This window comes from Mesorhizobium sp. M8A.F.Ca.ET.207.01.1.1 (assembly GCF_004794715.1).
Taxonomy (GTDB): domain Bacteria; phylum Pseudomonadota; class Alphaproteobacteria; order Rhizobiales; family Rhizobiaceae; genus Mesorhizobium.
In genome coordinates, this window is sequence record NZ_SRUS01000015.1 from 47,146 (window position 1) to 73,490 (window position 26,345).

Here is a 26,345-nt window from a genome sequence, read left to right on the forward strand (position 1 = left end):
GAGCACGGGAATTACGCCAAAACAAAGGGTTGATCGGTCCCCTAGCCGGCTTCCATGCTCCGCCAGAACTGAAGGACCGTAGCGGCGATCGCTTCTGGCGCGTCTTCCGGGACGAGATGCTTCGCATCAGGGACTGTCTGAAACGTCGCGCCGGGAATGCGCCGCGCCAGTTCCCGGCCGTCCTTTGCCGGGATCCAATCGTCATTGTCGCCCCAGAGGATGGTGACCGGGCATCGAACCTCGCCATATCGCCACTCCACCTCCTCGCTGTACTTGTCATCCATCTGCGCGACTTGCCTCCAGAATGCCTTCTGGCCTTCGTCGCCAAGCCATGGGCGCAGATAGGCCTGCATCTCGTCTTCGCGTAACGGATTATACGTCGCGCCGTTGATGTAGGCGCGCAGGATCGCTTCGTGAACATACGCTGGCAGCTCGGCAAAAACCTTCTCGTTCTGTTTGGCTGCCTGGACCAGCGGCGAACCTTGCGGGCTGATCGCCACCGGATCGATCAACACCAGCGAGCGGAACTCCACCCCATTAAGCAGATGACCGCGCAGAGCGGTCGATCCGCCGAAATCATGCGCGACCACGTCGGGCCGTTCCAGCTTCCAGTGGGCATAGAGCGCCGCGAACAATTCGTTCTGGATGCCGCGCAACACGTCGCCGTCAGGCTTGTCCGACCAGCCATAGCCAAGCATGTCGAAATAGTGGACGCGCCGCTGCTTCGCGAGCCATGGCGCGATGCGGCGCCACTCCACCGAGGAGAATGGGGTACCGTGAAGAACGACGGCGGGCGGTCCTTCCCCCATCACACCCCAGGCAATTGAATGTCCTTGAAAGACAAAGCGTTCGGGCGGGCGCCACTCGATCGTCATCAGCATCGATCCAGAATTGCTGCCGGCCTACTCTTTCTGCTTGGCGCCGGCGCTCTTCCCGTCCGAGCTTTTCGAGCGTTCCTCGAAACGATCGGCGCCTTTCTTCAGCGGATGGCCCATTTCGGCCTCGGTCTTGCGCTCATCCCTGGCCGCCGCCTGTTTCAGTCCTGTGGCTGCCTGCTTGCCTTTCGCGGTCGGTGCCTGCTCGACGCCCATTGCTTCCTCCCTGGCGCGCAACAAGCGCGCGATGAGAAGCAACGCGCATAAGCGGCGGCGGTTCCAGCGGCTAACGCTGTCGGGCAACCCGGCAATGACGCGCCTCAGCGCGCCGTCATCGCCTTGCGGAACGCGTCCAGCGTCTCGGCGCTGACATGATGCTCGATGCCCTCGGCGTCGATGCGCGCCGTCTCGGCACTGACGCCGAGCGAGCGCAGGAAGGCTTCCACCGTCTGGTGGCGGATGCGGCTTTCCTGTGCGACCTTGCGGCCGGCTTCGGTGAGGAACACGCCGCGATAGGGTTTTCGCGACACCAGCCCGTCGGCGCACAGCCGCGTCAGCATCTTGGCCACCGTCGGCTGGGCGACGCCGAGCCGCGCGGCGATGTCGACCTGACGCGCCTCGTTGCCATCCTCGATCAGGTCGGCGATCAGCTCGACATAATCTTCGACCAGCGCGCTGCGGCGCGCTTCGCGCGTCTGCCGGAACCCTTCCGAATGGACATCGGCATCGAGCAGCGGCTCACGCGGGACCGGTCTGTTCTTCAGCGCCAATGCGCGCTCCTCCTCGGAAGTTTAGCCGTCGCTGCTTTTATAGCACAGGCTCTGATTCTTCAGGCCGTTTATTTGCATTCCGCGAGAGGTGCAACCAGCGTCTCCGGCTGCCCGCCCGTCACAACAAGCACCGACAATGAAATATAGCCTATTGCATAATGTTGAGCCATGGCATAGCTTATGGGCATTCTCCGGAACCTGCGGAAAGCCTTTTCATGTCAGAAGCAGACGTCACAGCCCCCCGGTCCGCATGGCGGTTCGCCAAACGGGAGGAGGACGATCAGCCCAGTCTGCGCGAGGTCAATTCCAGCGTCGCGGTGCCGAGTTCGGGCGTCTGGTTCCGCCGGCTGTTCGCCTTCATGGGCCCCGGCTACATGGTCTCGGTCGGCTATATGGACCCGGGCAACTGGGCGACCGACCTCGCCGGCGGCGCCCAGTTCGGCTACACATTGCTGTTCATCATCATGCTGTCCAACCTGATGGCGATCCTGCTGCAGGCGCTGGCGGCGCGGCTTGGCATCGCCACCGGCCGCGACCTCGCCCAGGCCTGCCGCGCTTACTACCCGCGCCCGGTCAACTTCGTGCTGTGGATCGCCTGCGAGCTCGCCATCATCGCCTGTGACCTCGCCGAGGTGATCGGCACCGCGATCGCGCTGCAACTCTTGTTCGGCATCCCGCTTATCGGAGGCGCCATACTCACCGCGCTCGACGCTTTCCTCGTGCTGCTTTTGATGAACAAGGGGTTCCGCTATCTCGAAGCCTTCGTCGTGGCGCTACTGATCATCATTTTCAGCTGCTTTGCGATCCAGATCTTCGTTGCCGCCCCGCCGGCCGGCACGATCCTGCATTCGATGTTCGTGCCGTCTTCCGACATCGTCACCAACCCGGCGATGCTCTACATCGCCATCGGCATCATCGGCGCCACGGTAATGCCGCATAATCTCTATCTGCACTCCTCGATCGTGCAGACCCGCGCCTATGAACGCACCGACGCGGGCAAGCGCGATGCCATCAAATGGGCGACGGCGGACTCCACCATCGCCTTGATGTTGGCGCTGTTCGTCAACGCCGCCATCCTGATCGTCGCGGCGGTCGCCTTCCACGACACCGGCCACCAGGATGTCGCCGAGATCGACCAGGCCTTCAAGCTTCTGTCGCCACTGCTTGGCCTGGGCATCGCCTCGATCCTGTTTGCCGTGGCACTGCTCGCCTCGGGCCTCAACTCGACGGTGACGGCAACGCTCGCCGGCCAGATCATCATGGAAGGTTTTCTGCGTCTGCGTATTCCCAACTGGGCACGACGGCTGCTGACGCGCGGCCTCGCCATCATTCCGGTGGTGGCCGTTACCGCGCTCTATGGCGAGAAGGGCACCAGCCAGCTGCTGGTGTTCAGCCAGGTGGTGTTGTCCATGCAACTGCCCTTCGCGGTCATCCCATTGGTGCAGTTCGTCTCCGACAAGAAGAAGATGGGCAACCTTGCCATCCCGCGCGGCGTGGCGGCGTTGGCCTTGGTTGTCGCGGCCGTCATCCTGGTGCTCAATTTCAAGCTGCTCTACGACACCATGTCCGGGGTTGGTTGAAGCTCCGTCTAATCCGGGACAAACCGCCAGATCGCTCTATCTTTCCCGATGCCATGAGCAACATCGAAGACATCAGGAGATTCTACGCGCGGCTGATGGCGGCCAACGCCGCTTCATCGGATCCGCGCCTGGAAGAGGTGTTCGCCAGCGTGCCGCGCGAGGCCTTTCTCGGTCCGGGGCCATGGACGGTCATTGCCGGCAACGCCAAGATCACGACGCCGACCGCGGACCCGGCCCATATCTACCAGAATGTGCTGGTGACGCTCGACGCCGAAAAGGGCATCAACAATGGCGAGCCGTTCCTGCACGCCATGTGGATCGGAAAGCTGGCGCCAAGACCCGGCGAGGCCGTCACGCATATCGGCGCCGGCAGCGGTTACTACACGGCTTTGCTGGCCACGCTGGTTTCGCCAGGCGGCACCGTCGCCGCTTTCGAACTCGACGACCAGATGGCCGAACTGGCGCGCAGGAATCTCGAAGCCTATGGCAATGCGACGGTTGTCCATGGCGATGCCGTGACCTCGCCCCTGCCGCCATCCGACATCATCTATGTCAATGCTGGCGTCGTGGCCCCTCCCGCCGGATGGCTGAGGGCGCTGCGCCCCGGTGGCCGCATGATCTTCCCCTGGCGTCCGGCCGAGAGCATTCCGTTCGCGGTGATGGTGACTCACAGAGAAAAAGGCTTTGCCTGCCATCCCTTCATGCGCTCGTGGTTCATCCCTTGCGTCGGCGCCTCGGCGATCCCTCCTGCGGCGAAGATCCCGACACGCGAAGAGGCCACGCGCAGCCGTTCTGTCTGGCTGATTGAGGACAGGCAGCCAGACAGCACCGCCACCGCAATCCTCGGCGAAGTCTGGTTCTCCTCCGACCCCGTTCACGCCGGCGACAACGGCTAGAAATTTGTCGTCGCGTGTCGAAAAGGAAGCCTGCCGTTCGTCGTAAGTTGAATCCGGCCGTGACGGCGCGGATCGCAAAAAGGAGAAGACGGATGAGAAAAATCATCGCCGCGACCTTCGTCAGTCTCGATGGCGTCATGCAGGCGCCGGGCGGGCCGGAAGAAGATCCGGTCGGCGGCTTCAAATTCGGCGGCTGGACGTTCCACTACTTTGACGAGGTGGCGGGCGCGGCAATGGAGGACCTGTTCTCCAAACCGTTCGCCCTGCTGCTCGGCCGTAGAACCTACGACATCTTCGCCGCGTACTGGCCTTATCAGAAAGATCCGATCGCGGATGCCTTCAACCCCGCGACCAAATATGTGGCGACGCATCGGCCGGATACCCTGGCCTGGCAGAACACGCACGCGCTCGGGCCTGATATCATAGCGGCTTTGCGCCGCCTCCGCCAAGAAGATGGACCTGACCTGCTCATCCAGGGATCGGGCAATCTGATCCAGACCTTGCTCGCCAACGGGCTGATCGACGAGATCCGGCTGATGACCTTCCCGCTGTTGCTGGGCAAGGGCAAGCGGCTGTTCGGCGATGCCGCGATGCCGGCCGCCTTCAAGCTGGTCAAATCGCAGGCATCCACCACCGGCGTCATCATGGCGACCTATGAGCGCGCGGGCGAAATCGAGGTCGGCTCGTTTGTTACGGGCGAACCATCCGACGCCGAACTCGAGCGGCGTAGGAACTGGAAGTGAGTGGTTCTTTCTCCCCGTCACTATACAGGGAGAAAGGGCGCACCATCAAGCCGCCTGCACCCGCCGCCCCAGCCCATCACGGATATGCCGCGCGAACTCCCGCGCAGCCGTACCCACGCCATGCCCCGGCAGATGCAGGTTGATGGCAAAATTCGGCAGCGGCGGCAGGCCGGCGTCGAACGGCAATATGTCGAGATCCGCCGGCACGGTGGAAGCCAGCCATGTGGTGACGGCCAGGTCCGAGCGCACCGTCGCCGTGGTCGCGTCGATATTGCCGTTCTCGAACACGCTGCGCCATTCCAGCCCATGCGCGTTGAGTGCAGACAGCACCACCGGCCGGAAGGCGCAGGTGTCGGCAACGATCGAGACCGGCAATGGCCGCTTGGCGCGGGCCGCCCCGCCCCTCGCCCCGACCCAGACGAGCCGGTCGACGGCCAGGCATTCGCCCGAGGTCGGGCCGACCCGCTCCTCGATCACCGCGAGGTCGATGGTTCCCGCCGCCAGTGCCGCCGCCAGTTCCGGCGAGGAGGCGCAGAGCAGCGATATCTCGACCTGCGGATAGGCTTCAGCGTAGGCTTTCAGGACGGGCGCCAGCAAGGTGCCGACAAGGTCGTAGGGCACGCCGAGCCGCACCTGGCCGGCGACAGCGCTCCCCGCCATCTCGGACCAGATCTCGTCATTGAGGCTGAGCAGGCGCCTGGCCTTGTCGAACAGCCGCTCGCCGGAATGGGTCAGGCGCAGACCGCGCCGGTCGCGCTCGAACAGGCTGCAGCCGAGCGTCTCCTCCAGCCGCTTGACCTGCTGGCTGACCGCGCCCTGCGTCAGGTGGAGCGCATTCGCCGCCGCCGTCATGCTCGCCTTGTCGGCGACAGTGACGAAGGTGCGCACGAGACTGGTGTCGAGATTGCGGATCATGTCTTCATTATAGATGCTAATGCTGATCATCGCAAACATTGCATTTACTGATGCCAGCCCGCGTCTACCATGGAGCTTCCGACAAAGGATGCCCCATGCTCCAGCCTGTCTTGCCGCTGATCCTGTTTGCCTTCGTGGCCACCGCCACGCCGGGCATCGCCACTACCCTGTCGACCGCTTCCGGGGCCCGGTTCGGCTTCCGAAGGTCGATCCCGCTGATGATCGGCAGCGCCGCCGGGCTCGCTACCGTGACAGGGGCCGCCGCCGCCGGGCTTGCCGGGCTGCTGCTTGCCATGCCGTCGCTGCAGCTTGCCATGAAGATCGCCGGCTCGCTCTATCTCGTCTGGCTGGCAATCAAGATCGGCCGCGCCGGACCGCCCAATCTCGACGTGACCATGGCCAGGCCGAACAGCTTCTTCGGCGGCGCCGGCATCCAGTGGATGAACCCGAAGGGCTGGGCGATGGGACTGGGCGCGGCAGCCTCCTTCGCCGCGCTTGCCGACGGGCCAGGACAACTGGCGCTGCTGCTCGGCTCGACCTTCGGCCTTGCCGCGGCCATCTCGCTGTCTGCCTGGTGCGCGGCCGGCATGGTGCTGGCACGGCTGTTGAAGACCGAATGGCAATGGCGCGCGCTCAACATCGTGCTGGCGCTGGTGCTGGCCGCCTCGATCATTCCGATGTGGCAGACGCATTAGAAGCGTCGGCCTTCCAGGAGTTGGGTTTCTTGCCCCGCCATAGCGCTACGGGACGCGCGCATTTCCGGGCGGCTGGTAGCGGCGATCGCGTGGCATGACGGCTTAGCGCGTGAATTGTCTTGTGCCGCGCTGGTCGACCCCCACTCCGTCTCGGCTTCGCCGAGCCACCTCTCCCCCGATCGACGGGGGAGAGGAAAAGCGCCAGGCTTTTTGCCGTCAATGCTCGCCCAGTAGCGCTCCCTTCCTTTCCCTCCGGAGGGGGGAAAGGTGGCGCGGCGAAGCCGCGACGGATTGGGGGAACCACGTGGCAATCAAGCCTCGGGCCGATCGGCCACGCTAGTCGCGGAAGATGTGCACAAGCGCCAGAGTCCCAGACCGAAGTGGCCTCAAGCCGCGTAGCGGGCTGCCGGCTTGTCGGCGTGCAAGCTGCCATAGAAGGCCTGCCGGGCGCCGAGGAACGTATCCAGCTTTCCCGTATCGGCAAGCGCCGGCACGGTGACGGCCTCGCCCCGCGCCAGGCCGACAAGGGCGGCATCGACCATATCGTCGGCGGTCATGATGATTTCCTTCGGAAGCTGGTCGATATCGCTGCCGGAAAGCTCCCAGAAATCGGTCCGGGTCGCGCCCGGCAGCACCGCCTGTGCCGTCACCCCGGTGCCCGCGACCTCGCGATGCAGCGCTTCGGTGAAGTTGACGACATAGGCCTTGGTGCCGCTGTAGATGCCGCCGAACGAGGTGTCGAAGGCCAGTACCGAGGCGATGTTGACGATCCCGCCACGGTTGCGCGCCAAAAGCCCCGGCAGCACGGCACGGGTCAGCCGGGTCAGCGCCACGACATTGACCTTGATCATGCGCTCGGCGGCATCCGCGTCGGCGGTTGCCACCACCGCCTGACCGCCAAGGCCGGCATTGTTGACCAGCAGCGTCACGCTCTCGTCGGCTGATATCGCCTTCTCGACGCGGCGCACATCGTCGTCGTCGGACAGGTCGGCCGCGATCACGCTGACCTTGCGGCTGTAGGCATGGCGCAGCTTCTCGGCCAGCTCCTGCAGCCGGTCGGCGCGGCGCGCCACCAGCACCAGATCATAGCCCTGCCCCGCCAGTCGGTCGGCATAGACGGCGCCGATGCCCGAGGAAGCGCCTGTTATCACGGCTGTCCCTTTGTTGTCGTTCTTGCTCATCGTCACGTTCCTTCTGTTGGCTCTCGTTCGGCTTCGACGAATGCGCCGACGGCAGGGCCCATTGTCCTGGTGTCAATTAGTGGCATATACCACTTTCGCCGAAATAGGTATATGCCACTATCTTGTCAACGGCATCCGCGAAAACTATTTCTGCGACAGGGCTGGCGCACCTGCCAGAGCAATTCCAGCAAAAGCGCCTAGCGGTTTTGCGTCCGAAATTGCGTAAGAAGAGAGAGCATTGGAGGCGATGCGTTTTCGCCGGAAATGCTCCGGCAAGGAGTTGACATGACCGACGTTCAGCAGCCGGGATTCAGCCAGTGCAACAATGCCACCTTGCGGCGCACCGCGCGCAGGCTCGGCCGCTTCTACGACGACGCGCTGGCGCCTTCCGGCTTGAAGGGCACGCAGTTCGGCCTGCTCTTCCAGATCAGTGTCGGCGGCGAACCGGCGATGGGGGCCATTGCCGAGGCGCTGATCATGGATCTCTCGGCACTCGGCCACACGTTGAAGCCTCTGGTTCGCGACGGCTATGTCGAAACCTTCCCCGACAAGGTCGATCGCCGCGTCAAGCGCGTGCGGCTGACGCCGACCGGCCAGGCCAAGCTCGACGAGGCGATCAAGCTATGGAGCGTTGCCCAGCGGCAATTCGAGGCCATGATGGGCGCCGAGCAGGCCGCGAAACTGCGGGCCACGCTCGATGAAGTGGCTGCGTTGAACCTGGAACTGCCCGCGGCCGCTCCTTCCAGCTGAAGAAGCGGCCGCGTAAAAAACAGCGATGTAAGCCTCGGGGCCGATCTTATTCGGCCGGCATCGCTACCGGTCTGGCAAACACCCGCCCCGCCAGCACGATGCCGAGCCCGATGACCGGGAAGGCCGCGGCGATCAGGCCGAGATCGGCCGGCGCGCCGTAGCGCAATACCGCTCCACCCACCACGGCACCCAGCGCCACGCCGAGATAGAGCGCCGAGGCGTTGAGCGACAGCACGATCGGGGCCGCGTCCGGGGCGAGCTTGATGATGCGGCTCGCCTGCGCCGGCGGGAAGGCCCAGCCGACGATGCCCCACGGCACCATCATGCCCATCAGCGCCGGTCCGGCGAGGTGATGCGGCAGGAAGGTCGGGATCAGCGAGAAGGTGACGAGCATGGCGGCGGAGAGCGTCAGTGACCAGCCGACGGTGCGCGTCGCGCCGAAACGATCGGCGGCCTGGCCGCCGGCAATGTTGCCGATGACGGCGCCGGCGCCGAAGGCGAGCAGCATGCCAGGAAGCGCGATCGGCGACAGCCCGGCGCCTTCGATGGCCAGCGGGGCGATGAAGCTGAACACGGTGAACGCGCCGATGAGGGCAAGCGCCGTCGTCACCAGGATCGGCATCACGCCGGGACGCATCGCCGCCGCCAGCCGACGCTTCAGCGGCAGCCTGGTGCCGATGATGCCGCGTGGCAGCCGGTACCACAGGATGGCGCCGGACAGCGCGCCAAGGCCGGCAATGGCGTAGAAGGTGCCGCGCCAGCCGGCGATGGCCGCAACCAGCGCGCCAAGCGGCGCACCGACGGCCACCGCCACCGTGGTGCCGCCGACGACGACGGCAATGGCGCGGGCCCGGTGATGGTCGTCGACCAGCGCCACCGCCGTGCCTTGCGCGGTCGCAGCGAACAGGCCCGACGACAGCGCCATGATGATGCGCGCGACGAGTAGCACTTCGAAGGAGGAACTCAGGGCGGCGACGACATTGCCGATGACGAAGAACACCAGCGTCCACAGGATGACGCGGCGCCGGTCCCATTCGCCGGTCAGCGTCGCCAGGATCGGCGTGCCGATCGCATAGGCGAGCGCGAAGGCGGTGATCAGCGAGCCGGCGAGCGGCACGGAGATGCCGGCATCCCTGGCGATGTCGGGCAGAAGGCTGGAGATGACGAAGCCTTCGGTCGAGATCGCGAACGATCCGAGCGCTAGCCAGAAGATTCTCTTGTCCATGGGAATGCGTCCTTAGTTCAAAAGTTATTGAACAATTGGACATAACAGGCCATGATGTCAATGAAGCCAGGGCAAAATAGCTTAACCATGCTGACAACCCTGTGTCAGGACGGTCACGGGAAGGAGAAACAGTGTGTATGGGCCGAGCAGGATCGACGCGTTGAAATCGGCCCGAACTGTGCTTAGGTTCCTGCCATGACCTTGCCACACCCCAATACGGACCAGATCAGCCTGCCCATCGTGCTCGGCGTGCTCGGCGACCCGACGCGGCTCGCGATCGTGCGCTATCTGGCCAGCAAGGAAGGCGTGCCACTGAACTGCAGCCGCTTCCTCGACCTCGCCTCCAAGACCAATCTCAGCTACCACCTCGCCAAACTGCGCGAGGCCGGCGTCACCCGCGCCGAGGTGGTCGGCACCAACCGCATGATCACGCTCCGCCGGGCCGATCTCGACGCCCGCTTCCCCGGCCTGCTCGACAGCGTCATCGCCGCGGCCGCGGACGACACCGCCCTGCCCGCGGTCGGCGGTCATGATTTGGAAATGCCGGCCTGAACTTTTCCTCTCAGTCGCGAAGCGGGGTGAGGAGACCAGGTCCTGCCACCCACCGGGAACCTCCTCATGCGCATAGCCGTCCTTGCCGACATCCACGGCAACGTTCTCGCCCTTGACGCCGTGCTCGAGGACCTGACGCGGCGCGGCGGCGCCGACGTCACCGTCAATCTCGGCGACAGCGTTTCGGGGCCGCTGTGGCCGCGCGAGACGATGGAACGGCTGGAAGCGCTCAACCTGCCGACGGTGCGCGGCAACCATGACCGCCGCGTCGCCGCCGATCCCCCTGACGAAACCATGTGGGCGTCCGACGTCTATGCGCAGGAGCGGCTGACGCAGGCGCAGCGCGATACGCTGCTGGCCCAGCCGCTGACCCTGGAGATCGCGCCTGGCGTCATCGCCTTCCACGCCCGCCCCGACCATGACGAGAAATATCTGCTCGATGCCGTGACCGATGGCCATTTGGTGCGCGCGCCGCTGGCGGCGATCCGGCGCCGGCTGAAGACACTCGACCCGGCCTGCCGCATTGCGCTCTGCGGCCACAGCCACCGCGCGGAATTGATCCGCATCCCGAATGGCCCAGTCATCTTCAATCCGGGCAGCATCGGCTGCCCTGCCTATGACGACGACACGCCTCCGCCGCATGTCTCCGAACAGGGCTCGCCGCACGCGCGCTACGGCATCGTCAGCTTGGGCGGCGCCGGTCGGCAGGATCGTTTCGAGATGATCGCGGTGGACTACGACCACGAGGCGGCGGCGCGTCAGGCCGAAGATGCGGGACGCGCGGAATGGGCGCACGGCCTGCGCACCGGCTTCATGCCGGAAGCGGCCCAGCACAATGGTTTGCACCATGGTTAGCCTGAATTTCAGACTTACATGGCGGCGCGTCGTCCCTTATAAAACCGGCCGGGCATGCGGCGAGACCGCCGCGGCAGGGTGATTTGAGTACGGCGCACGGCCAAATGATGAGGCGCACGATTACGCTCCGACAAAGTTTGCATGCGCTGATTGCCGCTCCGCTGCTGATGGCGGCGTGGCCGGCTGTCGTGCCGGCCCATGCCGAAGAGGCGCCGTTCATCTCCGTTGTCACCGGGCTCGCCCCCGACGACCTGCTCAATGTCCGCGCCAAGCCGTCGCCGATCGGCAAGACCGAGGCCCGCCTGGCCGCCGGTGCGAGCGTCCGAAACCTCGGCTGCAACGACATTGACGGCCACCCCTGGTGCAAGATCGAGTCGGACAATCCCAAGGCAACCGGCTGGACGCCGGCGCGCTATCTCGTTCCCCTCAATCCGGCGACGGTGCCGGACCAGGCCGTGGATACGCCTGCCGCCGCGCCCGCCGAAGGAGGTACCGGCGCGACGCCCGATGCACCCGATCTGACCGCTCGGCTGGGCAGCACGACCCAGCCGGCCAGCCCCGAAACCAAGCCGAAATCCGCGGCGGAGATCGCCATGCAGGATGCCTATGGCTTGGCGCTGGCGGCGAACGGAACCCTGCAAATTCCCTGCGCCCGCTACGTTGGACAGCCCATGGCGCCCTGCGCGGCGAACGTGACGCGCAAGGACACGGACAAGGCCGACGTGACCGTGACCTGGCCCGATGGCGGCAGGCGCGTCATCTCCTTCGATGCCGGCCTGCCGGCAAGCTCGGACGCCGGCAGCGACTTCCGCTTCACCAGGGAAGGCAAACTCAACATGATCCGCATTGGCGTGTCCGAGCGCTTCGAGATCATGGATACGGTGGTGCTGGGGGATTAGGCGGCTTTTGCAATGGCTGCTCAATTGCCGGGGTTTGCGCTGCTCCTCATTGCCCTGCCGGACATTTCTCCCCGTGGACGGGGAGAAAGAAGCCGTCCGCAAAGCCGCGCTTTTTTGCAACGTCGGAGGTTGGCGAAACCACAAGGGATAGCGCCCCTCTCCCCGTCACTATACGGGGAGAGGATGCCGGCAGGCAGGTGAGGGGCAGCGCAAACGCCCCGCAAGGTACCAATTCAAACCCAACGCCTTTGCCCCGGCCGTAAAACCCCACACAAACCCGCATTTTCGGGGTTACATCGGGCAAAACTCTTCCCTATAAGGCCCTCCTAGCCTGATACCAGAATCGCGAGCACAACCGGCCGGGTCTTCCCGTCCCGGTTTTTTGTGCAAGCCCGCTGCCGAACGGAATTCACAGACATGCCAAGACGCACCGACATCAAGTCGATCCTGATCATCGGGGCCGGCCCCATCGTCATCGGCCAGGCCTGCGAGTTCGATTATTCCGGCACCCAGGCCTGCAAGGCGCTGAAGGAGGAAGGCTTCCGCGTCATCCTGGTCAATTCCAATCCGGCCACCATCATGACCGACCCGGAACTGGCCGATGCCACCTATATCGAGCCGATCACCCCCGAGGTCGTGGCCAAGATTATCGCCAAGGAGCGGCCCGACGCGTTGCTGCCGACCATGGGCGGCCAGACCGCGCTCAACACCGCGCTGTCGCTGCGCCGCATGGGCGTGCTCGAGCGCTACAATGTCGAGATGATCGGCGCCGACGCCCATGCCATCGACAAGGCCGAGGACCGGGCGCTGTTTCGTGAGGCGATGAAGACGATCGGGCTCGAAACCCCGAAGTCGATGCTGGCCAACGCCACCGACGTCAAGAATGCCGACCGCAAGACGCACGAAGCCGAGCGCGCCGCGCTGAAGGCCGAGAAGCCCGACAACCTCGACGCCGCGCTCGACGCGCTGGAAACCCGCTGGAACCTCGGCGAAGGCGACCGCAAGCAGCGTTACATCAGCCACGGCATGGCGATCGCCGCCCAGGCGCTCGACCATGTCGGCCTTCCCGCCATCATCCGCCCCTCCTTCACCATGGGCGGCACCGGGGGCGGCATCGCCTACAACAGGGCCGAATTCTACGACATCGTCCAGTCCGGCCTCGACGCCTCGCCGACCACCGAAGTGCTGATCGAGGAAAGTGTGCTCGGCTGGAAGGAGTATGAGATGGAGGTCGTCCGCGACAGAGCGGACAATTGCATCATCGTCTGCTCGATCGAGAACATCGACCCGATGGGCGTGCACACGGGCGACAGCATCACCGTCGCCCCGGCGCTAACCCTCACTGACAAAGAATACCAGATGATGCGCAACGCCTCGATCGCGGTGCTGCGCGAGATCGGCGTCGAGACCGGCGGCTCCAACGTGCAGTTCGCCGTCAACCCGGCCGATGGCCGTCTCGTCGTCATCGAGATGAACCCGCGCGTCTCGCGCTCGTCCGCGCTTGCCTCCAAGGCGACCGGTTTCCCGATCGCCAAGATCGCCGCCAAGCTCGCCGTCGGCTACACGCTGGACGAGTTGGAGAACGACATCACCGGCGGCGCGACGCCGGCTTCGTTCGAGCCGTCGATCGATTATGTCGTGACGAAAATCCCGCGCTTTGCCTTCGAAAAATTCCCCGGCGCCGAGCCGGTGCTGACCACCGCCATGAAGTCGGTCGGCGAAGTCATGGCCATCGGCCGCACCTTCCAGGAATCGCTGCAGAAGGCGCTGCGTGGACTGGAAACCGGCCTCACCGGCCTCGACGAGATCGAGATCCCCGGCCTCGGCCACGGCGCCGTGGCGGCCAACCACGCCGACGACCGCAACGCCATCCGCGCCGCCTTGGGCACCCCGACGCCGGACCGGCTGCGCATGGTGGCGCAGGCGATCCGCATGGGCACGTCGCTGGAAGACGTGCACGCCATGTGCAAGATCGACCCGTGGTTCCTCGAACAGATCGCCGGCATTCTCGCCATGGAGGCCCGCATCCGCGAGCACGGCATTCCTGAGGACGCCGTCAATCTGCGCATGCTGAAAGCCATGGGCTTCTCCGACGCCCGCCTCGCGTCGCTGACGAAGACCGACGCCGAAGTCGTTCAGAAGATTCGTGAAAAGCTCGACGTTCATCCGGTTTATAAGCGCATCGACACTTGCGCCGCCGAGTTCGCTTCGCCGACCGCCTACATGTATTCGACCTATGAAGTGCCTTTCGCCGGCGCGCTCGCCAACGAGGCGCAGGTCTCTGCGCGCAAGAAGGTCGTCATCCTCGGCGGCGGGCCGAACCGCATCGGCCAGGGCATCGAGTTCGACTATTGCTGCTGCCACGCGGCCTTCGCGCTGCGCGACGCCGGCTATGAAGCGATCATGATCAACTGCAACCCCGAGACGGTCTCGACCGACTACGACACTTCCGACCGGCTCTATTTCGAACCGCTGACGGCGGAGGACGTGCTGGAGATCCTGCGCGCCGAGCAGGCCTCGGGCGAGCTGGTCGGCGTCATTGTCCAGTTCGGCGGCCAGACGCCGCTTAAGCTCGCGGACGCGCTGGAGAAGGCAGGCATCCCGATCCTCGGCACCTCGCCCGACATGATCGATCTGGCCGAGGACCGCGACCGTTTCCAGAAACTCTTGCACAAGCTCAACCTCACTCAGCCGAAGAACGGCATCGCCTATTCGGTCGAGCAGGCCCGCACCGTCGCCGGCGAGCTAGGATTCCCGCTGGTGGTGCGCCCGTCCTATGTGCTCGGCGGCCGCGCCATGCAGATCATCCATGACGAGAGCATGCTGCAGAGCTACCTGCTCGACACCGTGCCCGGCCTGGTGCCGGAGGACATCAAGCAGAAATACCCCAACGACAAGACCGGCCAGATCAACACGCTCTTGGGCAAGAACCCGCTGCTGTTCGACACCTATCTCTCGGGCGCCATCGAGGTCGATGTCGATTGCCTCTGCGACGGCAAGGCGACCTTCGTGTCGGGCATTCTCGAACACATCGAGGAAGCCGGCATCCATTCCGGCGACAGCGCCTGCTCGCTGCCGGTGCACTCGCTGCCCTCGGAATTGGTCGACGAATTGGAACGCCAGACGGCGGCCCTCGCCCGCGCGCTCAATGTCGGCGGGCTGATGAACGTGCAGTACGCGATCAAGGACGGCACGGTCTATGTGCTGGAGGTCAACCCGCGGGCATCGCGCACCGTACCCTTCGTCGCCAAGACCATCGGGCGCCCCATCGCGAAAATCGCCGCCCGCATCATGGCGGGCGAGACGCTGGAAGATGCCTTCGCCCACTATGGCGCCATGCCCGACCCGCGCAATCCCGGCCACATCGCGGTCAAGGAAGCCGTCTTCCCCTTCGCCCGCTTCCCCGGCGTCGACATATTGCTCGGCCCGGAAATGCGCTCCACCGGCGAGGTCATGGGCCTCGACCGCGACTTCGCGCTGGCCTTCGCCAAGAGCCAGTTAGGGGCCGGCGTCGACCTGCCGCGCTCCGGCACGCTGTTCGTCTCGGTGCGCGACGAGGACAAGAAAGGCATACTGCCGGCGGTCAAGCGCCTCGCCGGCCTCGGCTTCAAGGTGCTGGCCACCTCGGGCACGCAGCGCTTCCTCGCCGAAAACGGCGTCGTGGCCGAGAAGATAAACAAGGTCCTGGAAGGCCGCCCCCACATCGAGGACGCCATCCGCAACCGCCAGGTGCAGATCGTCTTCAACACCACGGACGGCCAGAAGGCGGTGTCGGACTCGAAGTCGCTACGCAGGGCAACGCTGATGCAGAAGGTGCCGTATTACACGACGCTGTCGGGCGCAGCGGCGGTGGCGGAGGCGATCGCGGCGTTGAAGGCTGGGAGCCTGGAGGTCAGGCCGCTGCAGGAGTATTTTGCTTAGGCGATTAGCTCTCTTCTCCCCGTTCACGGGGAGAAGGTGCCGGCAGGCGGATGAGGGGCAGCGCTCACATCTCAAGTTGGGACTGCCAAGCGGCCCTATTTCATCGGCTCCAACGACAGGCCACCGTTCGCCTGTTTCGTCCAGACATACATCGCCACATCAGGCTGGCGCCGATCGCCTTTCGCGTCGAACGTCAGATCGCCCAATACGGTCGAAATCGGCTTGCCTGATTTTATGGCGGCGGCGACGAGCCTCGGCGCTTGGACTCCTGCCATCTCGATACCTCCGGCGATGACCTGGACGGCGGCATAGGACTTCAACGTATAAGCCTCGGGCTCGAACCCCTGAGAGCGAAAACGCGCAACCACATCCTTTGCAGCTGGATTGGACCGGTCCTCGGGGGAAAACACGATCAGGGTCCCCTGAACAGCCGGCCCGGCCAAGCCAGTCAGACCCTTGACCATGGCTCCGTCACCGGAGATGAATTGCAGGTGCATATCAGCCTCGTCACTTTGACGAATAAGCCGACCCAACTGGTCCCCCAACCCGGCAAAGAACGCAACGTCGATCTTCGCGGCTTTCATTTTGCCGATCAGGTCTCCAAAATTGGTCTGATCATATCTAACCTTGATAGCCAGCTTTTCAGGATGCCCCTTTGCTCGCAGCGCCTTCCGGGCCTTGTTCGCCAAGCCGTCTCCATAGGGCGTACCATCACTTACGATGGCCAGATTCCGAGCTGCGAAATGATCCGCCATGTATTCGCCGGCAAACGTCCCTTGAACATCGTCACGCCCCGCTGTGCGAACAACATTCCAGAGCTTGAATTCGGTAAGCCCGGGATTTGTGGATGCTGGACTGACCATCAAAGTATTGTTCTTGGCGTAAATTTGCGAAGCTGGAATTGAAGACCCTGAATTGTAGTGGCCAACAACAAAGCGAACTCTGTCCCTAGCAAATGCCTTGGCAATGCCGATGGCGGTATCCGGGGTGCCCTGATCATCAAGGACGACAAGCGCTATCTTGCATCCCCCAATCCCACCTTTGGCATTGATGTCGTCTGCTGCGAGTTGAGCGCCACGGCGCATTTCCTCGCCGTAAACGGCCCAATCTCCCGTCATGGGGCCGGCCACGGCCATGGGAATATCAGGGCAAGCCGCGGCCGCTGATTGAGGAGCCGTTGACGCCGCCAACAGGCCCAAGGCCAATATTGTAAAAAGCCGAGGAAGCCCAAGCCAAAAACTACGCATTTCCGCCCCAGAAAGGTATTTAGAAAGTAGCCTTCCAAAAGAGAAAGATAACATGCGCTTTCAGCAAATTGAAGGTCTCCGCCGCAGCGAACGGAATCTTGTAGTGCGCCCCTCACCCCACCGCCACGCACTCAATCTCGATATCGAACTCCATCGGCCATGACGCCACCGGCACAAAACTCCGCGCCGGCGGGTTCACGTTGAAATACCGGGCATACACCCTGTTTATCGCGTTGTAGAAGCCGGAATTGACGGCGTAGATGCGCACCATCACGACATTCTCCAGCGAGGTGCCGGCCGCTTCCAGGCAGTGTTTCAGCGCCTTCAGCGACGCCTCGGTCTGGACCTCGATGTCGCCGCGCACCATCTCGCCGGTCACCATGTCCACCGGCGGCGTCGCCGAGATGAACACGAAGCCGTTGGCCTTCACCGCCGTCGAACAAGGCAGGCCGAGTGAGCGTACCTTGTCCGACATGACGGGTACTTCGATGACTTGTTTCTTCATGGGTGTGCTCCCTTGGGTTTCGCGGGGAGCTTAGCGCGGCGACGACGGAACGCCAGCGCCGTTCTTCCTTCTCCCCTTGTGGGAGAAGGTGGATCGGCGCGAAGCGCCGAGACGGATGAGGGGTGCGTGAAGGAACGAGACGTTGCTGGTTTCGTCCGTTTTCACCCTGAGGTGCTGCCCGGCATGAACGTGGCGCCAAGCCGGAACACCCCTCATCCGTCTTGCCGCTTCGCGGCAATCCACCTTCTCCCACAAGGGGAGAAGGAAGGCCCGCGTCGCGCGCCGCCCCCGGGGTTCACCCCTGCCCCGGATACGGCGTTCCATCATTGTGCAAAAACCGCCCATCGGAACTCGGGCTCATCATGTCGATGTCGCAGGTGATGACGTCGTCCGGATTGCGCGAGCCGACCTCGAGGTAAACAGCCGTCGTCGCCGAGCGGTTGATCATATGGTGGCCGTTGCCGCTGTTTTTGGCGAAGGCAGCACTGTCGCCGGCCCTGAGCAGCGTCTCGCCGCCATCCTCGACCAGCACCAGTTCGCCCTCCAGCACATAGACGAGCTCGTCCTCATGGCTGTGCCAGTGGCGCTGGCTCGACCGGCCGCCTGGCGGCAAGGTCATCAGGTTGACGCCGAAATCGGTGAGCCCGCCGGCATCGCCGAGGCGCCGGCGCGTGCGGTCGGCGCAAGGGCGTCGAAGGGTGCGGGGTAGCCGGAGCCTTTGCGGACGGGCACGGCTGACAGGTCGATCTTGGGCATGGTGGCTCCCGAGGGTGATGCCGGCAGTGTAGTTCATGGCGGGCGGAGGCAAAGGGCCAGGTTGGGTGTGGGGTTTGCCACGGGGCGAGAGATATCGGACTTGGCGCCCCACGGCGCCCCCCTCTGTCCTGCCGGACATCTCCCCCACGTGGGGGGAGATTGGCCGCTTTGGCGCCGGCTCTCTTCTTGCAACGTTGGAAATTGGCGAAGGCCGAGATGACAGCCGATCTCCCCCCTCGTGGGGGAGATGTCCGGCAGGACAGAGGGGGGCGCCGTAGAGCGCTGTCCTTGGTCCGTCCTGGCTGTCGAATTCCCTAATGCACCGCCGCCACATCCCTCAGATGCATCTCGTGCATCTTCAGCACCTCCAGCGTCTTCTTGGCGAATTCCTTCAACGCCGGGTCGTCGCCGGAGCGGGCGTAGGTGGAAAACAGCGCCACAGCCTGCTTGTGCGCTTCGGTCTGCAAGGCGATGTACCTGGCCTGGAAGGCCTCGCCATCCAGCGTCTTGAGCTGGTCGAGCATTGCCTGGTCTGCCGGCAACAGCGGCGGGCCTTCGGGCTTGATGGATGCCGTGGTCTGGCTCCTTTCCAGCGCCGCCTTGAAATCCTGGCCGGCCTTGGTGTGGTCCTTGACCATCAACGCGGCGAAATCGGCCACATCAGCCGCAACGCCCTTTTTCTGCGCCAGCTTGCTGCTTTCGATCTCGAAGCGATTGGCGCTTGCCAGCGTCCTGGTGAAGGTGTCGGCGTCGACCTTGTCCTCCGACACCGCCGGCAAGGTGCCGACCGCCTGCTGGGAAAAGGCTGAAGGCGCGCCGGCCAGAAGGGCCAGCATGGCAATGGCGAGATGCGGTTTCATCGAAACGCTCCGTGAACGTGTCCTCGCAGACCCAACGCGGCAGATGCGGTGAGGTTGCCAGCCGCGTCCCTTCTCCTCAGGGGAAGCAGCCATGCGGCTGCGGCGTGATCTCTCCCTACGGGCGGCGAGGCCCCAGCAGAAAGGCTGTCATCACTGCGCTCACGCTCGCCACCGCCAACAACGCCACGGCGCCCGAAGAGCTGGGCTGTCGGCGAATCGAAACAAGGTTTTGTGAAGCGGGAGCAGTTTGAACCAACCCGTCCAGGTCGGACCTGCTCCCATGTCGAACGGAATAGGCGCGGGTCAACTCCGCGCCGAGCAGAAAGATTTCCGATGAATAATAGACCCAGAGCAATATGACGAGCAGCCCTCCGGCCGCACCATAGGATGATGCGATCGCACTTGTGCCGATATACCAACCGATAAGCGACTTCCCCAATGTGAACAGAGCGGCGGTCACGACAGCACCGATCCCGACATCCCGCCATTCCAAGGCGCGGTCCGGCAGGACCTTGTAGATCGCCGCAAACATCACGGAGATCAGGGAAAAGGAAATCAACGTGTTGATCGCGCTCAGAACAAATTCGCCGAACGGCAAATGAGCGCTGATCAAATTGCCCAGGGCGGAGATCGCCGCACTCGCCACCAAGGACACCAGCAACATAAAGCCGAGGGCGGCGACCAGGCCGAGACTTGCCGCACGCGCCCGCAAGAGACGCGACAGCGAACTCCCTTTCGCTTCAACCTTCCATATTGCATTGAGGGCCTGCTGCATCTCGCCAAACACCGCGGAGGCGGTGACGAGCAAAGTGGCCACGCCGATGATGGCCGCCAGGGTCCCCGATGATTTGCTGGATGCCCCTTCGAGCGCTGTCTGAAGGAGCGCCGCACTTTCTGCACCCATCAGCCCCGATATCTGGGCCGACAAAGCCAACTGTGCCGCGTCATGGCCAAATGCGATGCCCGCTATGGCGACGACAATTATCAGAACCGGGGCCAGCGACGTGGCGGCATAAAAGGCCATCGCCGCGCCATGACTAAGCGCATTGTCGTCGACAAAGCCAACCACGCTTTCTCGCACCAGGTCCCATACGTTTTTGAGTGTGGGTCGCACTTCGAATCCGTGAAAGGGGTCGCAAACCGTCTCCTATCAATGCAGCGGGTCTTCCGATGTTCCGGCCGACTTGAGCGAGAGTTTCAGCGAGGGCGCGCCTGCCTCAGTGGCAGCACGCCTCGCCATATTGCAGCTGCTCGTTCCAGTCCGGCCGGCCTTCCGGGGTAAAGTCCATCAGGTTCCACAGGATCTCGCAGGTGCCGATGGCGCGCGGGTCCTGGCCGGGTTCGGTTGGCGCGAAACCGAGTTCCGACGACCAAAAATGCCTGATGCCGTCAGCATCTCGATGAAACACCGACAGCAGCGGGATCTGCGCACCGTCGGCCGACTCGGCGTTGTAGTCGCGCTTGAAGCTGTTGTTGGCCGAAGACACCAGCCGCATGTTGCGCCAGCCGCGATCCCGGCCCAGCGTGACCAGATTTTCCAGCGCCGTCTTGGCCACGACGGCGAAGTTGAAGCCTGCGGCTTCCAAATGGCCGACCGCGCCGTCGAACTGGTCGAGCAGCGCGGTGCAGGACGGGCACGGCTGGTCGGGCCGCGCGAGCTTCGCCGTGCCGCCGCTGGTCGCCACCTCGCGCGTCTCTTGCGGGTGGCGCGGAAACATCATCTGGTAGAGGATCAGCGTGTCCTTGCCGGGCGCGAACAGCTCCGACAGTTTTATCCGCGTCGGCTTGCCGGCGATATCCAGCCCCTCGAACACATAATCCTTCGGCACCAGCCCGCCCGGCGGCAAGGTGCGCCGCGCCTCGGCCACGGCTTCCATGGCGCGGCGCAGCTCGATTTCCTTCTTCAGCAGCTTTTCGCGCGCGGTGCGGTATTTGGCGGATTCGTTGGGAAAGGTGATCATGATCTGCTCCTTGGTTCCGCGTGCCGGCGTCCCGGCAGGGTGCTCTACCCCCTAAGGACGCGACACGCCGGCCGGTTCCGACATTTTGCATCGGAACCGCTCCGGCTTTGCGACATTGCCTTCATCGGCTCCAGCTTCCAGCACGGGGGGACGAAATGAGCGAGACCGACGAGATCGACCTGCGCTGTCCGCAAGTGGTGGCCGACAACGCCGCCAAGGGCTTGCGGCTGCGCAAGCAATTCGGGCGCGGCGGCACCGAGATCGGCATCGCGCGGGCCACCGAACTGAAGAACCGCGAGAAGCTGGCGCCGTCCACCATCCGCCGCATGGTCAGCTACTTTGCCCGCCACGAGATCGACAAGCGCGGCAAGAACTACGGCAATGAGGACAACCCCTCCGCCGGATACATCGCCTGGCTGCTGTGGGGCGGTGACGAGGGCCGCGCCTGGGCGCTGGAGCTCAAGCGGAAGATCGGCAACGCGCCGGATATCTGAGCGCAAGGTCCGCGCTTCACCCTTTCACCCCACCGGCGGTGAGGCCGGAGACGATCTTGCGCTGGAAGATCAGCACCAGCACCACCAGCGGCACCGTGACGATCACCGAGGCCGCCATGATGTTGCCCCATGGAATCTCGAACTGCGAATTGCCCGAGAGCAGCGCGATCGCCACCGGCACGGTCCGCCGCGCATCGTTGGAGGTGAAGGTCAGGGCAAACAGGAACTCGTTCCACGCGCCGATGAAGGCCAGCAGTCCGGTGGTCGCCAGCGCCGGCCACATCAGCGGCAGGAAGATGCGGGTGATGATGATCCATGGCGTCGCGCCATCGAGGATCGCCGCCTCCTCGACCTCAACCGGCAGGTCGCGGACAAAGGCGGTGAGCACCCAGACGGTGAACGGCAAGGTGAAGATCATGTAGGAGAAGATCAGCGCGAAGAGCGAATTGTAGAGGCCGAACATCCGCACCAGTTCGAACAGCCCGGCCAGCACAGCCACCTGCGGGAACATCGTGACCGACAGGATGGCGAACAGCAATGCCGAGCGGCCGCGAAAACGGACACGCGCCAGTGCGTAGGCCGCGGTGACGCCGAGGAACAGCGAGAGTGCGACGACCGCGCCCGAGACGACCAGCGAATTCAGGAGATTGCGCATGAAGGCGCCCTCGGCCAGCACGTTGCGATAATTGTCGAGGCTGGGTGCTTTCGGCCACGGATCGGCCTGGAACAGCTCGGTCCCCGATTTCAGGCTGGTGACGATGGCATAGTAGAATGGGAACACCGCGATGAGCACGATTGCCCCGACCAGCAGATAAAAGGCCGTGCGCTTCAGGAGCCACATCTCAGCGGCCTCCTTCCAGGCTTATCCGGCCGACGCGGATGGTGAGGATGGTGAGCAAGGCGAGGATGAGGAAGAGCAGGGTCGAGGCGGCCGAGCCATAGGCGAACTTGTCGAACTCGAACAGGTTCTCGCGGGCGAACACCGACATCGACTTGGTGTGCGCATTGTTGGGCGTCAGCACATAGATCAGGTCGAAGATGCGCAGCGCATCGAGCGCCCGGAAGATCACGGCCACCATCAACGCCGGGCGGATCAGCGGCAAGGTCACCCGCCAGAAGATCTGCCAGGGATTGGCGCCGTCGAGCCTGGCGACCTCGATGATCTCGCGCGGTAGCATCTGCAGCGCGGCCAGGATCAGCAGCGCCATGAAGGGCGTCGTCTTCCAGATGTCGACGATCAGCACCGCCGCCATCGCGGTGTCGGCACTGGCTGTCCAGGCGATCTTGGTGTCGATCAGCCCCAGATTGATCAGCACGACATTGATGATGCCGAACTGGTCGTTCAGCATCCACTGCCACATCTTGGCCGAGACGATGGTCGGGATCGCCCAGGGGATGAGGATCGCCGCCCTGACGATGCCGCGGCCGGGAAATTCGGCGTTGAGCACCAGGGCGACGACCATGCCGAGGATCGTCTCGCAGGTCACCGAAACCACCGCGAACCGCACTGTGTTCCACACGGCGCCCCACCAGACCGGGTCGAGAAGCAGCCCGTCGTGGATGACCCTGCCGCTCGGCATGCGCAGAACCGAGACATAGTTGGCGAGGCCGACCCATTGGCGGGCGTCGAGATCGGACAGCGAGGCATCGGTGAAGCTGAAATAGACCGTGCGGGCAAGCGGCCAGCCGGCAGCGGCGGCGAGCACCAGAAGCATCGGCGCCAGGAACAGCCACGCCGAGCGCACGCGCTGGCGCATCAGCCGCGAGCCCTGGCGCCGGTCGGCGGCATCAGACGGTCGCGCGCTCACCAGCCCTTGCCTTTCAGCCGGGTCAGCGTCGCCTCGAGGTCAGCCAGATTGTCGGCGGCGCTGCCCTCGCCGGACAAGGTCTTGTGGACGGCGTTCCAGAATTGGCTCGACGCCTCGTTGTACTTATTCCTGGTCACCGCCGAGGGCCGTGGCCCGGCATTGAGGAAGACATCCTTCCAGTGCGGTATGATCGGCTGCTGGCTGGCGATGTCGGCATCGTCATAGAGCGCCTGGATGGTCGGCAGGTTGGCGGTCTTCAGCGTGCGGTATTTCTGCATTGCCGGCGAGGCAATGAACTTGACCAGTTCGATCGCCGCATCCGGGTGCCTGGAATATTTCGAGACCGCGAGGTTCCAGCCGCCGAGCGTCGCCGCCGGGCGGGCGCCCTCGCCCGTGCCCGCCGGCAGCGGCGCGACGTCGAACCTGCCCTTGATCGGCGACCCCTGGCTGTTGCCCAGCGCATAGGCATAGGGCCAGTTGCGCATGAAGACCGCATTGCCCGTCTGCCAGACGCCACGCGATTCTTCTTCCTGGTAGGCGAGCACGCCCGGCGGCGCGATGGTGCCGATCCAGCCCTTGGCCATGTCGAGCGCGGCCGCCGCCTGGGCGTTGTTGATGGAAATCGCGCCATCCGGCTCGACGATATGGCCGCCGCCGTTCGACACGACCCATTCGAACGCGTCGCAGGTCAGCCCCTCATAGGCGTTGCCCTGGAAGACGAAGCCCCAGATATCCCTGTTGCCCGAGGCACGCTCCTTGTCCATCACCAGCCTGGCGGTGTCGCCCAGCTCCTTCCAGGTGGCCGGCACCTTGGCGCCGTATTTGTCGAGCAGATCCTTGCGGTAATAGAGCGCCGGTGCATCGGTGAAGATCGGCAGCGCCACCAGCCTGCCATCGACGGTCTGCGACTGGATGATCGACGGGAAATGCGTGGCCACGACATCCCTGGTCGCCTCGGTCAGGTCGACGAACTGGTTGGCGAGCTGCGGCGCCCAGATGACATCGGTCTGGTAGACGTCGACGTCGCTGTTGCCGGCGGCGAGCCACAGCCTGTACTGGCCGAACTGGTCGGTCCCGGACGACGGCATGGCGACGATGGTGACCTTGTCGCCGCTTACTTTCTCATAGTGGTCGAGGATCTCGCGCAGCACCTTGAGGCCGTTGCCGGTGTCGCCCGACACGATCGACAGCTCGACGGCCCGCGCCGGACCCGCAGCGAGCACGGCAGCGACGCTCAACGCCAGCAATGCGTGGAAAACCTTCATCGGTGGATCTCCTTGGCAGCCGGCGGCGCATAACACCGGCAGCCGGTCAGACCCCACCGTTCATTGAATGCGGAGCAGCGCTTTGGGTTCCGAACAGGCCATCACCGGTGGTCGAACAGGCCATGACGGTGACGGGTGGGTTAACGCCCCCGGTCAGCCTTCCCAGGCGACCGGCCGCATCCCCAGCCGCTCGTAGAGCCGCACGGCGGCCGCGTTCTCGAGCGTATTGGTCTTGAGATCGACATGGGCGGCACCCCGGTCGCGAAAAATGGCGAAGGCGTGCCACATCAGGGCCTCGCCGACACCCTTGCCGCGTGCCTCCGGATGAACGGCCAGGTCCTTGACGAATGCCGAGCTCCAGCACAGTGCGGCCGCGGCCAGCCGGCCCTTGGCATCGATGACGAGGAAACACAGCGCCGGGTCGAATTCGGGATCTTCGGATATGCGTGGCCACCATTCGTCGAAGGGGCCGTCTGTGCCATCGTCGAACACTTCGCCCAGCAGCGCATGCAGCGGCAGCGCGTCACCGCGCTCGAAGCTGCGCATGACAAAACCGTCAGGCCAGTGCGGCGCAACCAGCGTCTCGTCGAGGATCTTGCGCAGCCGGATGTCGTTTGGAGCCGGCGGACGCGGTTCGGGCATCGCGCTCAGGCGTCGGGCTGAAGACGTCCGCGCTTGCGGTCGACACCGAGGCCGGTCGCCTCCAGCAGGCCCTTGCGCTTGGCGTCGAAATAGTAGCCGGTCTGGTAGAGCCAGTCGGCCTTCTTGGCGTTGCCGTTCGACACCAGCCAGGCGCCGCGGAGATATTTGACCGCGTATTTGAGATTGGTCTCGGCGTCGAACAGGCCCTTGGCCGGCCCGTCATATCCCATGCCCCGCGCCGTCGCGTGCTTGATCTGCATCAGTCCCCAATGGCCGTTATTGTAGGCCTTGGGATTGTAGGTGCTTTCGCGGTTGACGACATGGCGCACCAGATCCACCGGCACCTGGTAGAAGGCGGCGTATTTGACGATCAGCCGGTCGACGTCGCCGCGCATGCCGGTCGCATGCTGTTCTTCCGCCGGCTCGACCGGCGCCGACGGGAACTGCACCAGGGCAGCCGGGTTCTGCGGCACGACATAGGCCACCTGCTGCACGCCGGGCATTTTCTGGCCGCCCTTGGCAACCGCCGGCACGATGAGCCCCGCGGTCGTGTAGGTCGCGGCGGCCTCGACCGGCTGGCCGGCCTTGGACGGCGGCGGCGCCTGCCAGGCATTGGCGGCCATCACGGCGGGGACTGCCGGCGTTGTAGGCGTTGCCCCGGCAAAGGCGGCGGTCGCCGCGGCCGGCTGGGCAGCGGAATCGAGTGCCGGGGTGGTCGGGCCGGGGGTCAACTCAGCCGTCTGAACCGGCGTGATTCCAGAGGATTGAGGCAGTACCGAAACCGTGTCCGGCAGCGGCACGGTGAAGCCGGCATCGCTGCCTGCCATGGTCGCGGTTTCGGTCAGGGACGGCGCGGCCTTCATCTGCGAGGTCGAGGTGCAGCCGCTCATGCCGGCTGCCGCGACGATCACACCGATGGCGATAAGGGTTTGTTTTGCTGGCAAGCCGCG

General features: G+C 64.4%; 26 protein-coding genes and 1 pseudogene. 10 read left to right on the forward strand and 17 right to left on the reverse strand.

Annotation, left to right across the window (positions count from 1 at the left end; translation table 11 throughout):
- Positions 1–41: 41 nt before the first annotated feature.
- From EN850_RS30810 to mntR, 3 genes are all read right to left on the reverse strand, one after another.
- Entirely contained in the window at positions 42–881 is an 840-nt protein-coding gene (locus tag EN850_RS30810; RefSeq protein WP_246689303.1) for an alpha/beta hydrolase, read from the reverse strand.
- Positions 882–902: 21 nt separating this feature from the next.
- A complete protein-coding gene (locus EN850_RS30815) occupies positions 903–1,091 on the reverse strand; it encodes a hypothetical protein (protein ID WP_127870038.1) in 189 nt (62 codons plus the stop codon).
- A 104-nt stretch (positions 1,092–1,195) separates the two neighbouring features.
- Positions 1,196–1,645 carry a manganese-binding transcriptional regulator MntR gene (mntR, locus tag EN850_RS30820; protein ID WP_127279594.1) on the reverse strand — a complete coding sequence of 150 codons (450 nt, stop codon included), beginning with the start codon at positions 1,643–1,645 and terminating at the stop codon, positions 1,196–1,198.
- 215 nt (positions 1,646–1,860) lie between these two features.
- Between mntR and EN850_RS30825 the strand changes: the two genes are divergently transcribed.
- The 3 genes from EN850_RS30825 (at position 1,861) to EN850_RS30835 (ending at position 4,864) form a co-directional block, all read left to right on the forward strand.
- Positions 1,861–3,225, forward strand: a complete 1,365-nt coding sequence (locus EN850_RS30825; protein ID WP_136092829.1) for an Nramp family divalent metal transporter — start codon at positions 1,861–1,863, stop codon at positions 3,223–3,225.
- Positions 3,226–3,278: 53 nt separating this feature from the next.
- A complete protein-coding gene (locus EN850_RS30830; protein WP_189521951.1) occupies positions 3,279–4,121 on the forward strand; it encodes a protein-L-isoaspartate O-methyltransferase in 843 nt (280 codons plus the stop codon).
- Positions 4,122–4,213: 92 nt separating this feature from the next.
- Positions 4,214–4,864, forward strand: a complete 651-nt coding sequence (locus EN850_RS30835; RefSeq protein WP_135920933.1) for a dihydrofolate reductase family protein — start codon at positions 4,214–4,216, stop codon at positions 4,862–4,864.
- A 45-nt stretch (positions 4,865–4,909) separates the two neighbouring features.
- Here EN850_RS30835 and EN850_RS30840 read toward each other — a convergent pair whose 3' ends face one another.
- Entirely contained in the window at positions 4,910–5,818 is a 909-nt protein-coding gene (locus EN850_RS30840; protein ID WP_189591249.1) for a LysR family transcriptional regulator, read from the reverse strand.
- A 56-nt stretch (positions 5,819–5,874) separates the two neighbouring features.
- Here EN850_RS30840 and EN850_RS30845 point away from each other — a divergent pair, with 56 nt between their 5' ends.
- Positions 5,875–6,474 carry a LysE family translocator gene (locus EN850_RS30845; RefSeq protein ID WP_135916331.1) on the forward strand — a complete coding sequence of 200 codons (600 nt, stop codon included), beginning with the start codon at positions 5,875–5,877 and terminating at the stop codon, positions 6,472–6,474.
- Positions 6,475–6,860: 386 nt separating this feature from the next.
- Here EN850_RS30845 and EN850_RS30850 read toward each other — a convergent pair whose 3' ends face one another.
- Positions 6,861–7,655, reverse strand: coding sequence for an SDR family oxidoreductase (locus tag EN850_RS30850; protein WP_136092830.1), 795 nt, complete (start codon positions 7,653–7,655; stop codon positions 6,861–6,863).
- Positions 7,656–7,940: 285 nt separating this feature from the next.
- Between EN850_RS30850 and EN850_RS30855 the strand changes: the two genes are divergently transcribed.
- Positions 7,941–8,405: a MarR family winged helix-turn-helix transcriptional regulator gene (locus tag EN850_RS30855; RefSeq protein ID WP_136092831.1), complete on the forward strand. Its 465-nt coding sequence runs from the start codon at positions 7,941–7,943 to the stop codon at positions 8,403–8,405.
- A 46-nt stretch (positions 8,406–8,451) separates the two neighbouring features.
- Here EN850_RS30855 and EN850_RS30860 read toward each other — a convergent pair whose 3' ends face one another.
- Positions 8,452–9,630, reverse strand: a complete 1,179-nt coding sequence (locus EN850_RS30860) for an MFS transporter (protein WP_136092832.1) — start codon at positions 9,628–9,630, stop codon at positions 8,452–8,454.
- A gap of 195 nt (positions 9,631–9,825) precedes the next feature.
- Between EN850_RS30860 and EN850_RS30865 the strand changes: the two genes are divergently transcribed.
- From EN850_RS30865 to carB, 4 genes are all read left to right on the forward strand, one after another.
- Positions 9,826–10,182: a helix-turn-helix transcriptional regulator gene (locus tag EN850_RS30865; RefSeq protein ID WP_135884117.1), complete on the forward strand. Its 357-nt coding sequence runs from the start codon at positions 9,826–9,828 to the stop codon at positions 10,180–10,182.
- Positions 10,183–10,248: 66 nt separating this feature from the next.
- Positions 10,249–11,037 (forward strand): metallophosphoesterase family protein, encoded by a 789-nt coding sequence (locus tag EN850_RS30870; protein WP_136092833.1) that lies wholly within the window; start codon positions 10,249–10,251, stop codon positions 11,035–11,037.
- A 104-nt stretch (positions 11,038–11,141) separates the two neighbouring features.
- Positions 11,142–11,936, forward strand: coding sequence for an SH3 domain-containing protein (locus tag EN850_RS30875; protein WP_136092834.1), 795 nt, complete (start codon positions 11,142–11,144; stop codon positions 11,934–11,936).
- 417 nt (positions 11,937–12,353) lie between these two features.
- Entirely contained in the window at positions 12,354–15,857 is a 3,504-nt protein-coding gene (gene carB, locus EN850_RS30885) for a carbamoyl-phosphate synthase large subunit (RefSeq protein ID WP_136092835.1), read from the forward strand.
- A 95-nt stretch (positions 15,858–15,952) separates the two neighbouring features.
- Here the strand turns inward: carB and EN850_RS30890 are convergent, their stop codons facing one another.
- The 6 genes and pseudogenes from EN850_RS30890 to EN850_RS30920 form a co-directional block, all read right to left on the reverse strand.
- Positions 15,953–16,993, reverse strand: a complete 1,041-nt coding sequence (locus EN850_RS30890) for a branched-chain amino acid ABC transporter substrate-binding protein (RefSeq protein ID WP_189343779.1) — start codon at positions 16,991–16,993, stop codon at positions 15,953–15,955.
- Between the two features lie 223 nt (positions 16,994–17,216).
- Positions 17,217–17,609: a RidA family protein gene (locus EN850_RS30895; protein WP_136092836.1), complete on the reverse strand. Its 393-nt coding sequence runs from the start codon at positions 17,607–17,609 to the stop codon at positions 17,217–17,219.
- Between the two features lie 295 nt (positions 17,610–17,904).
- Positions 17,905–18,365: pseudogene (locus tag EN850_RS30900) on the reverse strand (cupin domain-containing protein).
- A 314-nt stretch (positions 18,366–18,679) separates the two neighbouring features.
- A complete protein-coding gene (locus EN850_RS30910; protein WP_136092837.1) occupies positions 18,680–19,225 on the reverse strand; it encodes a DUF4142 domain-containing protein in 546 nt (181 codons plus the stop codon).
- Between the two features lie 115 nt (positions 19,226–19,340).
- Positions 19,341–20,294: a YihY/virulence factor BrkB family protein gene (locus EN850_RS30915; protein ID WP_246689304.1), complete on the reverse strand. Its 954-nt coding sequence runs from the start codon at positions 20,292–20,294 to the stop codon at positions 19,341–19,343.
- 148 nt (positions 20,295–20,442) lie between these two features.
- Positions 20,443–21,186, reverse strand: a complete 744-nt coding sequence (locus EN850_RS30920) for a DUF899 family protein (RefSeq protein ID WP_127279135.1) — start codon at positions 21,184–21,186, stop codon at positions 20,443–20,445.
- Between the two features lie 155 nt (positions 21,187–21,341).
- On the opposite strand from EN850_RS30920, the gene EN850_RS30925 reads away from it, so the two are divergent.
- Positions 21,342–21,680 (forward strand): hypothetical protein, encoded by a 339-nt coding sequence (locus EN850_RS30925; RefSeq protein ID WP_127279134.1) that lies wholly within the window; start codon positions 21,342–21,344, stop codon positions 21,678–21,680.
- Positions 21,681–21,696: 16 nt separating this feature from the next.
- On the opposite strand, the gene EN850_RS30930 is transcribed toward EN850_RS30925, so the two are convergent.
- From EN850_RS30930 to EN850_RS30950, 5 genes are all read right to left on the reverse strand, one after another.
- Entirely contained in the window at positions 21,697–22,521 is an 825-nt protein-coding gene (locus tag EN850_RS30930) for a carbohydrate ABC transporter permease (RefSeq protein ID WP_127279133.1), read from the reverse strand.
- A gap of 1 nt (position 22,522) precedes the next feature.
- Positions 22,523–23,437, reverse strand: coding sequence for a sugar ABC transporter permease (locus EN850_RS30935; RefSeq protein ID WP_127279139.1), 915 nt, complete (start codon positions 23,435–23,437; stop codon positions 22,523–22,525).
- 47 nt (positions 23,438–23,484) lie between these two features.
- Positions 23,485–24,753, reverse strand: coding sequence for an ABC transporter substrate-binding protein (locus EN850_RS30940; protein ID WP_127873453.1), 1,269 nt, complete (start codon positions 24,751–24,753; stop codon positions 23,485–23,487).
- A 153-nt stretch (positions 24,754–24,906) separates the two neighbouring features.
- Positions 24,907–25,395: a GNAT family N-acetyltransferase gene (locus EN850_RS30945; RefSeq protein ID WP_135884107.1), complete on the reverse strand. Its 489-nt coding sequence runs from the start codon at positions 25,393–25,395 to the stop codon at positions 24,907–24,909.
- Between the two features lie 5 nt (positions 25,396–25,400).
- Positions 25,401–26,339: a lytic transglycosylase domain-containing protein gene (locus EN850_RS30950; protein WP_136092839.1), complete on the reverse strand. Its 939-nt coding sequence runs from the start codon at positions 26,337–26,339 to the stop codon at positions 25,401–25,403.
- Positions 26,340–26,345: the final 6 nt, after the last annotated feature.

Bases quoted from the DNA above. Each gene is read 5' to 3' on its own strand.
- EN850_RS30815 (WP_127870038.1), bottom strand. From the start codon at position 1,091: ATGGGCGTCGAGCAGGCACCGACCGCGAAAGGCAAGCAGGCAGCCACA.
- EN850_RS30935 (WP_127279139.1), bottom strand. From the start codon at position 23,437: ATGCGCCAGCGCGTGCGCTCGGCGTGGCTGTTCCTGGCGCCGATGCTT.
- EN850_RS30835 (WP_135920933.1), top strand. From the start codon at position 4,214: ATGAGAAAAATCATCGCCGCGACCTTCGTCAGTCTCGATGGCGTCATG.
- EN850_RS30925 (WP_127279134.1), top strand. From the start codon at position 21,342: ATGAGCGAGACCGACGAGATCGACCTGCGCTGTCCGCAAGTGGTGGCC.
- EN850_RS30855 (WP_136092831.1), top strand. From the start codon at position 7,941: ATGACCGACGTTCAGCAGCCGGGATTCAGCCAGTGCAACAATGCCACC.
- EN850_RS30840 (WP_189591249.1), bottom strand. From the start codon at position 5,818: ATGTTTGCGATGATCAGCATTAGCATCTATAATGAAGACATGATCCGC.
- EN850_RS30895 (WP_136092836.1), bottom strand. From the start codon at position 17,609: ATGAAGAAACAAGTCATCGAAGTACCCGTCATGTCGGACAAGGTACGC.
- EN850_RS30890 (WP_189343779.1), bottom strand. From the start codon at position 16,993: ATGGCCGTGGCCGGCCCCATGACGGGAGATTGGGCCGTTTACGGCGAG.
- EN850_RS30860 (WP_136092832.1), bottom strand. From the start codon at position 9,630: ATGGACAAGAGAATCTTCTGGCTAGCGCTCGGATCGTTCGCGATCTCG.
- EN850_RS30870 (WP_136092833.1), top strand. From the start codon at position 10,249: ATGCGCATAGCCGTCCTTGCCGACATCCACGGCAACGTTCTCGCCCTT.
- carB (WP_136092835.1), top strand. From the start codon at position 12,354: ATGCCAAGACGCACCGACATCAAGTCGATCCTGATCATCGGGGCCGGC.
- EN850_RS30920 (WP_127279135.1), bottom strand. From the start codon at position 21,186: ATGATCACCTTTCCCAACGAATCCGCCAAATACCGCACCGCGCGCGAA.
- EN850_RS30850 (WP_136092830.1), bottom strand. From the start codon at position 7,655: ATGAGCAAGAACGACAACAAAGGGACAGCCGTGATAACAGGCGCTTCC.
- EN850_RS30945 (WP_135884107.1), bottom strand. From the start codon at position 25,395: ATGCCCGAACCGCGTCCGCCGGCTCCAAACGACATCCGGCTGCGCAAG.
- EN850_RS30910 (WP_136092837.1), bottom strand. From the start codon at position 19,225: ATGAAACCGCATCTCGCCATTGCCATGCTGGCCCTTCTGGCCGGCGCG.
- EN850_RS30940 (WP_127873453.1), bottom strand. From the start codon at position 24,753: ATGAAGGTTTTCCACGCATTGCTGGCGTTGAGCGTCGCTGCCGTGCTC.
- EN850_RS30930 (WP_127279133.1), bottom strand. From the start codon at position 22,521: ATGTGGCTCCTGAAGCGCACGGCCTTTTATCTGCTGGTCGGGGCAATC.
- EN850_RS30810 (WP_246689303.1), bottom strand. From the start codon at position 881: ATGCTGATGACGATCGAGTGGCGCCCGCCCGAACGCTTTGTCTTTCAA.
- EN850_RS30875 (WP_136092834.1), top strand. From the start codon at position 11,142: ATGATGAGGCGCACGATTACGCTCCGACAAAGTTTGCATGCGCTGATT.
- EN850_RS30825 (WP_136092829.1), top strand. From the start codon at position 1,861: ATGTCAGAAGCAGACGTCACAGCCCCCCGGTCCGCATGGCGGTTCGCC.
- EN850_RS30830 (WP_189521951.1), top strand. From the start codon at position 3,279: ATGAGCAACATCGAAGACATCAGGAGATTCTACGCGCGGCTGATGGCG.
- EN850_RS30845 (WP_135916331.1), top strand. From the start codon at position 5,875: ATGCTCCAGCCTGTCTTGCCGCTGATCCTGTTTGCCTTCGTGGCCACC.
- EN850_RS30865 (WP_135884117.1), top strand. From the start codon at position 9,826: ATGACCTTGCCACACCCCAATACGGACCAGATCAGCCTGCCCATCGTG.